The organism is Nostoc sp., from assembly GCF_036919615.1.
Lineage (GTDB): Bacteria > Cyanobacteriota > Cyanobacteriia > Cyanobacteriales > Nostocaceae > Nostoc.
In genome coordinates, this window is sequence record NZ_JBALCN010000016.1 from 54,375 (window position 1) to 67,420 (window position 13,046).

At 42.9% G+C, this 13,046-nt stretch carries 6 protein-coding genes and 1 pseudogene; 1 reads left to right on the forward strand and 6 read right to left on the reverse strand.

Features of this window, described 5'->3' with window-relative positions; genetic code table 11:
• Window positions 1–4: 4 nt before the first annotated feature.
• The 4 genes from V7K48_RS06690 to V7K48_RS06705 all read right to left on the reverse strand — a co-directional run bounded on the left by V7K48_RS06690 (window position 5) and on the right by V7K48_RS06705 (window position 4,865).
• Window positions 5–1,696 (reverse strand): hypothetical protein, encoded by a 1,692-nt coding sequence (locus V7K48_RS06690; protein ID WP_335070778.1) that lies wholly within the window; start codon window positions 1,694–1,696, stop codon window positions 5–7.
• Window positions 1,697–1,978: 282 nt separating this feature from the next.
• Window positions 1,979–3,373 (reverse strand): tubulin-like doman-containing protein, encoded by a 1,395-nt coding sequence (locus tag V7K48_RS06695; RefSeq protein WP_335070780.1) that lies wholly within the window; start codon window positions 3,371–3,373, stop codon window positions 1,979–1,981.
• Window positions 3,374–4,061: 688 nt separating this feature from the next.
• Window positions 4,062–4,202: a hypothetical protein gene (locus V7K48_RS06700; RefSeq protein ID WP_335070782.1), complete on the reverse strand. Its 141-nt coding sequence runs from the start codon at window positions 4,200–4,202 to the stop codon at window positions 4,062–4,064.
• Complete coding sequence (locus V7K48_RS06705) at window positions 4,203–4,865, reverse strand: GIY-YIG nuclease family protein (protein ID WP_335070784.1); 663 nt, start codon at window positions 4,863–4,865, stop codon at window positions 4,203–4,205.
• A 185-nt stretch (window positions 4,866–5,050) separates the two neighbouring features.
• Here V7K48_RS06705 and V7K48_RS06710 point away from each other — a divergent pair, with 185 nt between their 5' ends.
• Window positions 5,051–5,980: a carbohydrate ABC transporter permease gene (locus V7K48_RS06710; RefSeq protein ID WP_335070786.1), complete on the forward strand. Its 930-nt coding sequence runs from the start codon at window positions 5,051–5,053 to the stop codon at window positions 5,978–5,980.
• A 178-nt stretch (window positions 5,981–6,158) separates the two neighbouring features.
• Here V7K48_RS06710 and V7K48_RS06715 read toward each other — a convergent pair.
• A pseudogene (locus V7K48_RS06715) lies at window positions 6,159–6,566 on the reverse strand (cytochrome P450).
• Window positions 6,567–6,792: 226 nt separating this feature from the next.
• Complete coding sequence (locus V7K48_RS06720; protein ID WP_335070788.1) at window positions 6,793–12,711, reverse strand: translocation/assembly module TamB domain-containing protein; 5,919 nt, start codon at window positions 12,709–12,711, stop codon at window positions 6,793–6,795.
• Window positions 12,712–13,046 lie beyond the last annotated feature (335 nt).

Sequence of the window (13,046 nt, forward strand, 5' to 3'; positions counted from 1 at the left end):
CTTTTTATCTCACTTCTGTTAATCCCAGTTCTTCCTGTATATTGGCTTCAATAGTGGCAACTTGTTTGTTAGTCAACCCTAATTCTTCTTGAAGTTCAAGCAACTGTGTCTGTTGCTCAAAATCAATTTCAGTATTGCTTTCTAGAAAAGCGCGATACATCAAACCATATTCATAGAGAGCTTGTTGCTGAGAATGACCACAGGAAAACTTAGCAATTATTTGGTCAGCGTTTACTTGAGAAATGCCATACTTTTGGCGAAAATGCTCTAGCATTTGTACTTGAGTTTCAGAAGGGTTGCCGCGACGGTAACAGGTTTCTGCTAACTTGGTGAACTTTTCCAAATTACTATCCAGTTGTTCAGATGTTATAGAGTTTGCTGGTGAAGTTTTCGGAAGTTCAGCAGATTTTTGCACAGATGCAGATATAGTCTCAGCAGGGATAAACAAGCTGTAAGTCTTTACGTAATCCTCGATCGCTATTTCCTGCTTGCGGTAGTTAGGATTGTCCTTACCACCCGAAAGAGTCTTTTCTAGTTCTCTCAGATGTGCCATAAGTTTTTGGTACATCCCCTGTTTTTCGGCTTTTGTAACCGCTTTATGTCCGACACTTTGCAGTGCATCTTCCAAAATCTCCCGGACTCTGCGATTATGATCACTAACGAGGTATTCTTCGGCTTCTTGCCAGTCATTTCCCAGAACTTGAGTCTTTTTTAACCCTGTAATTTTGTCTTGATAGTGAAAACGTACTTCCGAGTATTTAGTAATTGAATTTTCTTCTTCAACCACTAATTCAAAAACTTTAGCCAAAATCAGGTTTTGTTTGGCCTGGATTTCAGCTTGAGTTGCCGGCATATGGTCTTGAAACTGGCGATAATCCTGATGGGTATGCAAAGGATTCTTATCTGACTGAGACACAGACCGATAAACTGTCCGCATCCTATCCATCCCTTCGATTAGCCTAAGAGGAAAGGCTCCTATTTCTTGAACAAAGTAAATGTGGTGAGAGTCACCTAGAGGACGAATATCTTTATCAGTGAGTGTGCTGGTCTTGCGAATCATCGGGAGTATTACACTTACAGCCGGGTCTGTAGGTTTATTACCACCTTGAATACCAACTATGGTTTGCCGCTTTTCTGCTCTATCTTCCCAACCTAATCGAGCCTGCTCTTGGCTGAAGCGCAAGAAAGGCTCACTTTTCTCAAAGATTGTCTTAATCTGAGCTTCCTGCTGTTCTACAGTTGGGTACTCTTCCAGAAACTTACGAGCCGTGGAAATTTGCATTTGACCACTACCGACAAATTCATCTAAAGAGCGATTCAAAATCCGCCCAAACAAATCCTTGAGCCTCAAGCTGTCGAAGGTGTATAAATCAAATAGTTTTGTCCCTAGCTCTCCTAATATCTGTTGCGAAATTGTCTGGTAGATGCTCTCCTGCTTTTCTGCAATGGTCTTGTTATAAATTTGGTCTACATCTTTGCTGTCATAAAGTAGAATTCCGTTGACTGTTAGCACTCCAGTTTCACGAACATAAGCTTGTTCTTGGTCGAGAAATCGAGCTTGCAATATCTCACAGTTGCGTTCTAGAGCAGTCAAATCTACTAGTAAACGCTCAATTTCTTCCTTCAAACTATCCAACAGAGATACCGCTAAGGTACGGGCTTTTACTTCTACTTTTGATATATACAGCGACTCCAAAGCCTGTGTAATTCCTTTGAAGTCTTCATCAATCAGACTTTTACGATTCAGTGCATAAATGAGTTGTTTAGCATGGTCATCTATCTGCTTGAGTAGAACTTGTAAAGTATTAGTTGCAGAACGCTCTTTGGGTAACCAGTTTTTTTGTCGGTCTTGATCAAACTGGTTACGATATTCCGTAAAGATGTCTAGAAGTACTTCTAGGAAATGGCGAGCAAACTTTGGGCCGCGAAAACGATCTTCAATGATTTTGTAGACAACCTGACGGAGTTCTTGGCGTTTTTAAGGAATCAGTTGGTTCAGGTTATCCCACATTTTCTGAAAGTAATCACTCCAGCGCCTTGGGTCTGTATCACTGTCGTAAAAGTGAGACTTGTATTTATCTTGTTCTACTGATATGAAGCGCTGTAGGTTCTCAAGGGGAATATTTAGGTCGCTGCGACGTTTGCGTAAACCTGCTACCCAATCAGCCACTTCCTTGCTGTAGGGCTTCATATTATCGCCAAGGCTAATGCTATTGAGTAACTGATGCTCATTTTCAGATTCCGCCAATCGTAGATTAGGTAGGATTTCTGTTTTAATCACATCACGCATCGCCGCAGGGGCGGGAGTAGGGTTAGACCACCAGGTAATTAACTGACGCCCTAATCGTAAGGCGCAAGCATTCAGAACCCGTTCTACAGGAAATTGAATGCTCGAAAGCCCGAAACTAATAAAATTCTGGGGATAACCTTTTGAATCAGGACTAGCCCAATGTTTGCGAATATTGTCACGGACAAGTTTTTTGTATTGACTGAACCCAGAACTGAAGTCCAAAAAAATGTTTTGGGAAACCATTTCTAAAACAGAGTTGAGGCTAGGAAAGGTTACTTTATCGTTGCTGTTACCAACCAGGTAACAGAAGTTAAAAGGTACATCTTGACTACTTTGTGGACTAATGCGATCGCTCGGATTCGGGCTATATTGAGTTTCAAAACGAGTATCATTGCGTGAATAGTGGTTTAGCTCCATTAAGGCAGTATAGGCATTAGCTACTACCCGGTCACCAAGACCTGCAAAGGCTCCTGGAAGAACTAAATAAGCTGAGGATTGGGGCAAATCAGAAGGAGGAACCCAGTCTCGCAAGTTATAGGCAATGTCAAGTACCATACCAGAGCCAGTCCCCCCTGAAAGAGAACAGACTATGAAAATATTGACACCTTTATCTAGCTGGACTCCCCAGCGATCCAGCATAAACTTTTCATGACCAACAATCCTGGATCTAACGTTGTTGAAGCTAGTTTTAATATTTTGGTAGTTCAAAGTGAAGGCAAACTTTCCCAGCGATCGGATTTGTCCGGCTCCAGCTAGGATTGAATCAGTGCCCTTAAGTTGACTGGGAAACCATTCAGCTAAATGTTCGTATGCAGAAAGCTTATTTAGAATAGCTTTAGCGTCTTCTACCTTAGCCCACACCTGCTCTGCTGGGCGAAGTGAAATGTCTTGCTTTAACACAACCTGTGGTTCAGAAACCTTTGCATTCTGTTCGGTGTCAATGTGTAAAAATGACAAAATAGGTAAAGCATCTAGGGAGCCGTAAGTCTCTACAATCATTCGGCGGACTTTGATCAGAACTTCCTTCCCTGTTCCTCCTAGTCCAATTACTACAGTGGGAGTCATTCCAATGTAATCGGCCATTTATAACACTCACTTTACTGAAATTTACTGTATATAGTTTTAGTAACATTTGCTCACTTTAGCCATTTCACCCAACAGTAATGCCTGTAAAAAAGCGCAAAAAATTGTGCTTATTAATACCTATTGATTTCGACATATCACCTGAAGCAAGTAGAGAATTGAATTTTGACCAATAATCTGGTTTATACTGCTTGATTGGATAAAGTCGAGCTTATTCCTTCCAAATTGGTGAATGCAGCTATGTCACTGTCATAGTTGATACTTTAAAAATTAATCTAATTAAGCTTAGAACAAGCTAACCTATCAACCCATTGGTACATTTACGGTTCTTTTGAATAGTTGCAATAAATGACTCTAATAACATTGAAGATATGATGGAATACGCAGTGGGGGCGCACAGATGTGCATTGGTGTCACCCTAAGCCCCAGCGAATGGAATGAGACTGTTGGCGAATTAATAGGGGGTCTAACCCATCAGCCCCAATCCATTTTAATTTCTTTAATTTCAGTACGTTTCAACGCACTTTAGCTATTAGCCTGTAATTTATTACAGGGCGGGAAAGCAACGCAAAACCGAGGTTTTAGGGGTGGGGGGTTTAACCCTTCGTGAATTCGCCAACAGTCTCATGGAATTCGCGGCTACACAAACAAAGCCCACCTCCGTGGGCTAAGAGAAAATTAAGGTTTTTTAACCCACGGAGGTTGGTTTTGCCTGTGTAGACGCGGTTTCTAACCGCCCTTTTACCGTTAAGTTGACACCAATGACAGATGTGCGCTCCCACCGCATGGGCATTACTTTGTCAATACAGATAACTAATTTAATTGACACCTATGACTTAGTTTCCTGTGTCTGTGCGTCGATAATTACACTCCAGTCATCATTTTTCACAGCCGCTTCAAGTTGACGCTGACGTTCGGCTTCAGTTACATCTATTGTTTCTGATTCTTTAGAAAGGGTTGTGTCAGCCATTGCTTTCCGCAGTTTTAGCTTTTTCTCCTCGTAGGCTTGACGTTCCGCCTCTGACATTACCGCTTTCGCAGCTTCGCCTATAGTGCTAGCCCACATTTCGCGATCGGTTGCATTACCAGGTGGTGTGCTTTCGAGTTCCGCTATCCACGCATCTCGCAAATCTTCCATTTCTTGACGCTTGGGGAACTTGAATGCTTGCACGCGCACAAAAGCACACTTTTGCTGACCATTTTGCGTGACATGACCGTTTAAGGAAAGTAACACATTCCGAGAATAGCCAATGTATTGCATGCAGCGTTCTGCGTCCAATACTGCATAAACACCTGCAATTTTAGCGTTCTGAGCAGCCGCACTCCAAGCCTCAAGGTCAATGATTTCAGTACCATTGTTTGCCAGTTCAGGGGTTATACTCACCTCAATGGCGGCGTGTTCGTCGTCAGAACTATACAAAAATTCATGTAGTCCACGGTGGTTTATGGGGACATTTTGATGTTCGATTAGCGGGTTGTGCTGAGTTTCCATCGTAGTTGATCTCTGAGTTATTAATTAGCGATGCCAACGGCAAGCGCGAAGCGCTACGCAAATATATGCCTTTAGAATATTGAAGCTTAAATCTACTCACATCCCCAAATTCTTGCTGACAAAGCGAAAACAACTATTAGACTTTATATGAATCAATTAACACCATATGAATCAATTAACACCATATGAATCAATTAACACCTAAAAATTGGATGTTCATTAAACAGCGACTGACTCCTTATTTATTTTTACTACCCGCCTTGGTTCTTTTGGGGTTAACAGTTTTTTTACCTGCACTGCAAGCGTTTTATCTCAGCTTTACTAGCTATGAAGATATAGCCCAGCCGCCACAATGGATAGGTTTTGCTAACTTCTTCAAGCTTTGGAAGGATGCAGTTTTTTGGAAAACCTTGGAAAACACTTTTCTATATCTTGTGGGTGTAGTACCAATTTTAGTAATTGCTCCCCTAGTGCTGGCAATTTTGGTAAATCAGAAACTAAGGGGGATGAATTGGTTTAGATCTGCATATTACACCCCAGTGGTAATTTCAATGGTAGTTGCGGGAATAGCTTGGAAATGGCTGTATGCAGAAAACGGATTACTAAATCAGTTCCTGAAAGCTTTGGGCCTTTTTCCAGAAGGTATTCCTTGGCTAACTAGCCCAGCGAAAATTTTTGGCATTGTACCAATTTCTCTTGCGAGCGTCATGGCTGTCACCGTGTGGAAGGGGCTAGGCTACTACATGGTGATTTATTTAGCAGGGTTGCAATCGATTCCTGCTGATGTGTACGAAGCTGCTGCGATCGATGGCTCTGATGGTATCAGCAAACATTGGGACATTACCATACCTTTGATGAAGCCATATCTAGCACTAGTGGCGGTGATTTCGGCTATATCTGCTACCAAAGTGTTTGAAGAAGTATACATTATGACCCAAGGTGGGCCACTCAGTAGCTCGAAAACGATTGTTTATTATCTATATGAACAAGCTTTCAACAATTTGGAAACTAGCTACGCTTGCACAATTGGGCTAGTGCTATTTTTGATAATTTTGGGGTTATCAATTTTGCGATTATTTATTAGTCAGCAGAGGGATGATAATATCACAATTTGAGAACCATTTATAAAGTAAATCAAAGCTAGGTTAATTGGTACGTTGAGACTTGCCAAAATATTCATTGAGAAAATGCTTACCTAGTCAGGTTTTCAGCCAAGTGTGTCACTCTTTTGTGTGACTTCGGGTCGCGCGTTCGATTGCTCATTTACCCCGTGTATGGAACGGAAAACTACCTTTAAACCATCACGAGTCGGGGTGTGGGTATCATTATTAAATCCAAATTTTGCCCTGGTAAAAGTTCCCATTCATAACCACGCAAGAGCAAAGCAGCAAATATTTTCATCTCTAATTTAGCAAATTCCTTACCTAAACATTCTCTTATTCCACCCCCAAAAGGAACATAACTAAAAGGTTTAGATTTATCCTCAGCCCTATCTATATCAAACCTTTGTGGCTCAAAATTCTCAGGATTTTTATATATACTTTGATCTTGATGGGTTTTACCTATCTGATATAATACAGACTAACCTTGGGGAATACAATGCCCATTAAACTCACAAGTTTGGATAATCGAGCGAAAACCGCCACCAACTGGAGGAATAATTCGCAAAACTTCCTTGAGTATTTGGTCTAAGTAAGTCATTTGTTTAAGATGTTCAAATGTTAGCGCACCTGCACAACTTATTTGTTGTTGTTTTCTCCCCCATCTGCTTGAGTTGGGTTGAAGTATAGAGCAAATCGCCCAAGCATTAAAATTGGATGTTGAACAGGTACGACAAGCTATTAAGAAGCAAAAAGAAAAGGAAACAGGAAGTAATTAAAAATTTAAAATTTAAAATTTAAAATTTAAAATAGTTTTAGACGGGGATTTAAAACCGCGTTTGATACTCCACTACTGCACGACTATCATCAGTTAAATTAGTCGAAGCACGCACACGAAATTCATTGTTTATCCGGTAATTAATACCCCATTGGAAGGGGTCACTTGTTGTTAAAATTTTGATACTGGAAACGGATATTTTGGAAGAAATATCAACCCCAGCTTCTGCTGCTAATTCTAACGTTGAACTGCTCCTTCCCGCTTCCGGATTATCAGAAATAATCGTAGGAAATATCCGCAGTTCACTTAAGCCAAAGGTACTCCCAATCTGGTTAAAAGCTGACTGAAAATTGTTGAACACAGCTGAACCTGCGATGTTAATCAGACCCAAAGTACTGTCAGCACGTCCTTGGGTATCTACAAACCCACCTCCTAAAAGAGCAACAATTTCGGTTTGACTACGTGACGGACTGCTTGTTAGTTCTAGATTTTCATTTAGTTTGCTGGCGAGACCGTTGATAGTGGCTTCGACTCGAACACTCTCTAAGGCTGATAAACCTGTGGTATTTACCCGACTGAAGTCATCACTTTGAACTACATCTAGTACCTTAGCAAATAGTCGAATATCTAAGTTGGGGTCGCGGGGTTGAGAGGGACTAAAAGTTGCGGTGTGTGTATAGCCACGAGCAAGGTTAAATTGGGTAGTAAATAAATTCACCCCTCCTTGTTCTAACCGGATAGTACCATCGGGTATAGGCTGATTGATTGAGCCGTTAACCATGAGATTACCAGTTGCGCGGAAGCTGAGAATAGGGGGACGGGTAATTTGGACGTTTTTGCCTAGTTCCAAATCTAGATTATTAAATCTGCCAATGCCTAATGGCAAGGCTGCCACCAACGCATTTCCCATTTTATTCCCAATTTCAGGTTTGCTCTGCTTATTAGCTTTTGTGGGTGATACACTAAAGCCACTATTTGCAGATGAAGTCGCGTCGGTAGATTCTGCCAGCAATACCTGACCATCAAATAAATTTACTTTACCGCCAATTATGGGGTTGAGGGCAGAACCAGTAATCTGCAAATTGCCGCTAGCGCCTCCCAGGTAAAGCCCCTTGAGATTCAAGGTTAACTGTTCAAGATTAACAGTTAGGGGATTATTGGTAGTCGCGTTCTCATTGTTGAAAATGGGAATTTCTCCAGCAGCTTCTACCTTCCCATGACTAAATTTACCCTGAAGATTTTCTACTAAGATACTGTCAAAATTAAACAGTACTCTACCTGTTACACGTCTGAGCTTACCTGGCAAAGCCTGTGCTGAAAAAGTAGCATTATTGATAGTGGCAATTCCATTTACTTCAGGTTTTTGCAACGTTCCGCGTACTTTGAGGTCTACTTCTCCTTCACCTTTCTCAAATACCACTTGATTAGTCAATGCGTTTAACAGTGCCAATCCCTCATTTTCCAACTTCATATCCAGATTGATTTGCTCACTGTCTGGTGCCACGGAAGCAAAAGGTAATTTATAAGGTATGCTGCCAGTAATATCAACAGGTTTTGGCCCAGCAACTGCTACAGTACTATTAAAGTTCAAGCGTCCGTTGGCATAGCTGAAACTTGCCGTCGCTGACTCTATTGCCTTCTGATTCAATGATCCTTCTCTGATTTGCAATTCCCCTCTAGCTTGAGGATTAGCAATGCTGCCTGCTAAGGCTGCTGTAGCGTTAAGATTACCTGTGACTCCAACTGGCAGTTTGACAAAATTATTCAGTACTTGTACTGGAAAATTATTCACCCGAAGCTGGCCAGATTGCTCATCACCGCCAACGTTACCCGTGAAGGCAATCAGCCTGTTCTGAGATTCAAGCCGTAAAGGTCGCAAACTCAAAACACCGTTCTCAAAGTTGCCTTCGGCAATCACTTTATCGGCAGTATAAAAACGCCTCAGTTCTTCCTTTTTACCCCAGGCAAAGTTTTGTCCATTCAAATTAAAATCCACTGATAATCCATTGGTTGTTGCTGTATTTACAGCTACTTCCCCATTGAAAGTCCCCTTTAAATCTGCCAAATCAGGTATTGGAGTAGAATCAAGTCGTTGCTGTTCCTGTTCTGCTACCAAAGCTTCAATTTCAGAAAACCGTTGAATTTGGGTTAATAAGGGTTGATTTTGTGCTCCTTGGGGGTTGGTGGTCAGATCCGCTGCTGTGCCGTAGATTGGTGCTGAACCACCTTGCAAATTTTGTAAATCATATACCTGTGCTATGGCTAGAACATCTTGGATCTCTCCCTGGTTGACGTTCAGTTTACCTTGTAATTGAGGGCCTTTAGGGGTTTGAGCAAAAGTACCGACAAGGGCATAGCTACTTTTGCCTTTGACAAATTCACTACTGGCGAGTGTGGCTTTACCGTTAGCGTAGCGGAATTGAGCCGCTAACCGATCGCCTTTAACTCGGCCAATTTGCGGATTGGCGATCGCTAAATTCCCCGTTGCTGCCAATGTCTGCTGATTAAACAGCAAATCCCCAGTTAACAACCCAGCTATCTTACCAGCACCCAGTCGAGTAATTGGTGGCGGAGTCAAATTCAATATTTGTAAGGGGAAACTTGCGACTTTAAGCGCCCAATCATTCCCTTGAACATTACCTGTTGCTGATGCTTGTTGCCATTTTACTAAGAAGGATTTAGGGCGATTATTAGCATCTAAATTGAAGGCCAGGTGATCGCTATTTCCTGCTAAGTTTAAATTTAAACCGCGTCCCTGTGCTGAATCGATGTTTCCAGTTAACAACGGCTCAAAAGCAATATCTTGAACAACCAAGTCTCGTAAATTAATTTGCCCTACCACATTTGGCAAGGGCAGCTTACCAGTTATTTGACCATTAAAATCTACTCTTCCCGCCACAGCAACCTGATTAGGAAGATTGATGGGTAACTGTTTTAAGTTGTAATTCTGAGCTTGAACGTTGAGATTTAGGGCAGTAATTTCCGGTATACCTGCTCCCTGAGCATTGGCTAATATGTTACCAGTAACATTTAAACCGGGAGCAGTTGCTCGCTCAATGGTAAGCCTTTCACCACTCCAAGCGATCGCAGCCGTCAGGGGTCGCTCAAGACCAGGGATACCTTGGGATAATTGCACCTGTCCAGCAGCACGCACATCAGCTAATTTGGATGATCCTAGCGTGCCAGCTAATTGCAATTGACCGCCAAACTGACCTCGCAATTGCTGATTTAACCGATTTAATTCTACACCTGAAGCATTAACTACAGCTTGATAGCGACCATTAGCCACTTGGATATTTGAAGCTGCGATCGTCCCACCTGCAACATCCACCTGTCCCTGACCGCTGGCTTGGATAGTTTGTGGTTGGAAGGACTCAACAGAACCCGCCACGTTTGCTTGACCAGTTAACGTCCCTCGTAACTGCGGTGGTACTGCTACCAACTGTTGCAGCGGTACATTATTTGCCTGAACTTGCGCCCGATATATACCATTAGCTACTTGGATATTAGAGGCTGTAATAGTCCCACCCGCAACATTTACCCGCGCCTGACCGCTAGCTTGAATAGTTTGCAGTTTAAAATAATCAACAGAACCCGCGACGTTGAATTGACCATTTAAGGCTCCTTGAAACTGCTTTGGAACTGTTGCCAACTGCTGCACAGGCACATTCTTAGCCTGAACTTGCGCCTGATATACACCATTAGCCACTTGGATATTAGAGGCTGTAATAGTCCCACCCGCAACATTTACCCGCGCCTGACCGCTGGCTTGAATAGTTTGCAGTTTAAAAGGATCAACAGAACCCGCGACGTTGAACTGACCATTTAACGCTCCTTGGAACTGCTTTGGAACTGTTGCCAACTGCTGCACAGGTACATTTGTAGCTTGAACTTGCGCCTGATATACACCATTAGCCACTTGAATATTTTTAGCTGTAACCGTTCCACCGCCAATAGCAAGGCGACCCTCACCACTGCCACGGAGAGTTTTGAGACTGAAATTATCTCTGTTGCCTGCTATTTGGAACGTACCGGCCAATGGATTATTTAAAGCTGGGGGAGACTGTTTCAATATTTGTCCCAACCGCACACCATTAGCTACAAGTTGAGCAGAAAAGCTTTGGTCTTGCAGCTGGACATTAGAAACTGCAACTGTGCCGCCACCAATTTGAACTCCTGCACCATCAGTGCGAATCGTGGCAATTTTAAATGGTGCTGTGCTTCCTGAGAGAATGAGACGACCATTAAACTGTACCCCCGCCAAAGAGACATTTTGCAGTTTACTTTTGTCTACAAAGGGTTCCAATTTCACCCCAGAGGCAACAGCCACAGCTTGCCAACGCTGATTAACATAACTACCAGTTGCCCGGACTGTACCACCACTCACGTTAAGAGCTACATTACGGAAGGAGACGGTGCGATTTGGAGCGATTGCAACTTCGCCAGTTCCGGGGTAAGTTCCGTTAGGAGCTTGGTATTGTACCACAGTTTGGACATTGGTAGAAGGGCCTATTAGTTGGGCTGTAGCTGAGACATTGCCGATTTGGAAAGTGGGTGTGGTTTCATAAACTTTTGCGATCGCATCCCCTGGAACATTCTTGGCGGCGAAATTTAAATCCAGTTGGGGTGTTTTACCGAGTTGAATTGTGCCAGCACCCGTGATTTCACCACCGACTTTGGTGAACCCTTGAATATCTTTTAGGGTAATTAAAGAGGAACTAGTAACAAGCTCAAACTTACTACTAATGCTATTAAAATCAACTTTATCAATCCGGGCAGTTTGGATTGTGGCAACTGAACCTGAGAGAATTGGCTCTTTTGTTGATCCGGTAATCTGCAAAGAAGCTTGTACTTGTCCAGCGATCGGCACAGGTAGTTTTACCTTCAGAGTCTCCTGGGCATTAGCCAAACTCACTGCATTTACACGCCCCACCAACTTAAAGCCTGCTTTAGTGTCGATGATTCCCGTAGCCACTAAGGGAATTTTGCCGTAGTTGGTAGTAACATTATTTAACTGCAACTCCGTTCCCTGGAAGCGAAGGTTTCCTTGGCTATTGCTCAACAGTTGCGGAACTTTGGGTATTTGAAGTGTTACTCCTTGCACAGCAGCGCTACCAAACAATAAAGTCCGCTGTCCTGGTGTCAACCGAACTAACAAATTGCCATTGGCTCGACCCGCCTGTAAGTTCACTGGTAACTTGATCAACCGCGTAATATCCGCAGCCAGGAAGTCTTGTCCTCGCAACTGGAAGTTGCCTGCTAGCATCTTGGAACGTGTCTCTCCCTGAATGGAAATACTGCCACCACTGTCTGCTTGACCCCCAACGTCAAACCTGATCAACTGGTTGTTTGCTAAAAGTTGGGCAGAACCGTTGAGTTGAGAAAATGTTACTGGGGATAAGGGGGATGTTGCTCCCTTATCTCCTCCTGCTCCTTCTGCTCTCTTCTGCGGCATCAATGCCAACTTGGCATTGCGAAACCGCAGGTTGTCCAAATCGGTTTTAATTGCGCCGCCTTCACCTGGCGACACTATATTAGTGGAAACCCAGCGTCCTTGGTCATCCTGTTCAATGTAAATATCCGGGTTGACTAAGGTGACATCTAGCTTTAGGTGGCGGTTAAAGATTAGTTGTAACAGGTCAAAACCCACCTCTACAGCTTCGACTGCGGCCCGATCTGGATCTGTGGATGTGGCTGGGATAGCTGAAGCCCCAAACTGCACTCCCGTCAACGAAAATTGTGTGACTCTTCCCAGTTTTACTGGACGGTTGAGTGTAGTTGTGAGACTTTGTTGTGCCAAGGGTGTTAACTCTGTTTGAACAAAAGTCCACAACCGCCAAATACCGACGACAACTCCTAACAGTAAAAGTCCGCCCAAGGCAATGCTACCCCGACTCAACACTAGCAACCACAGATGCTTGCGGATAGGGTAAGGGGAGTGAATATCTTGATTGGGAGATTTAGTCATTTTTTCACTGTATTAATTGCCGGATGTTGCTGGCACACACAAGCATTAACTGGCACATTGATTCAGTATGCCATTTCCAGGATACGCCAACTAAATCCAAGACCTCATTGGTTGAGTTACGGTATTTGCTTGATCCAATACTTATGCTTAAGAATATTGGCGTTTTCAGGAAAATTTGAGATCAATAGAGTGAAAATTGTTCCTGTGACTTTCCGTGAGGCACAACCTAGAACTTTAATTATGAATAAACCTTGAAAAAGACAGATGATTACATCAAGGGGTCATTTGCGTCGTGTTTTCTTCCTATGCCCTAAAGACCGTTATTTTGACCCTAA

What these genes read in the sequence shown, in the direction of transcription:
- V7K48_RS06720 (WP_335070788.1), bottom strand. Translation starts at nt 12,711, where the DNA reads ATGACTAAATCTCCCAATCAAGATATTCACTCCCCTTACCCTATCCGC.
- V7K48_RS06710 (WP_335070786.1), top strand. Translation starts at nt 5,051, where the DNA reads ATGAATCAATTAACACCTAAAAATTGGATGTTCATTAAACAGCGACTG.
- V7K48_RS06695 (WP_335070780.1), bottom strand. Translation starts at nt 3,373, where the DNA reads ATGGCCGATTACATTGGAATGACTCCCACTGTAGTAATTGGACTAGGA.
- V7K48_RS06705 (WP_335070784.1), bottom strand. Translation starts at nt 4,865, where the DNA reads ATGGAAACTCAGCACAACCCGCTAATCGAACATCAAAATGTCCCCATA.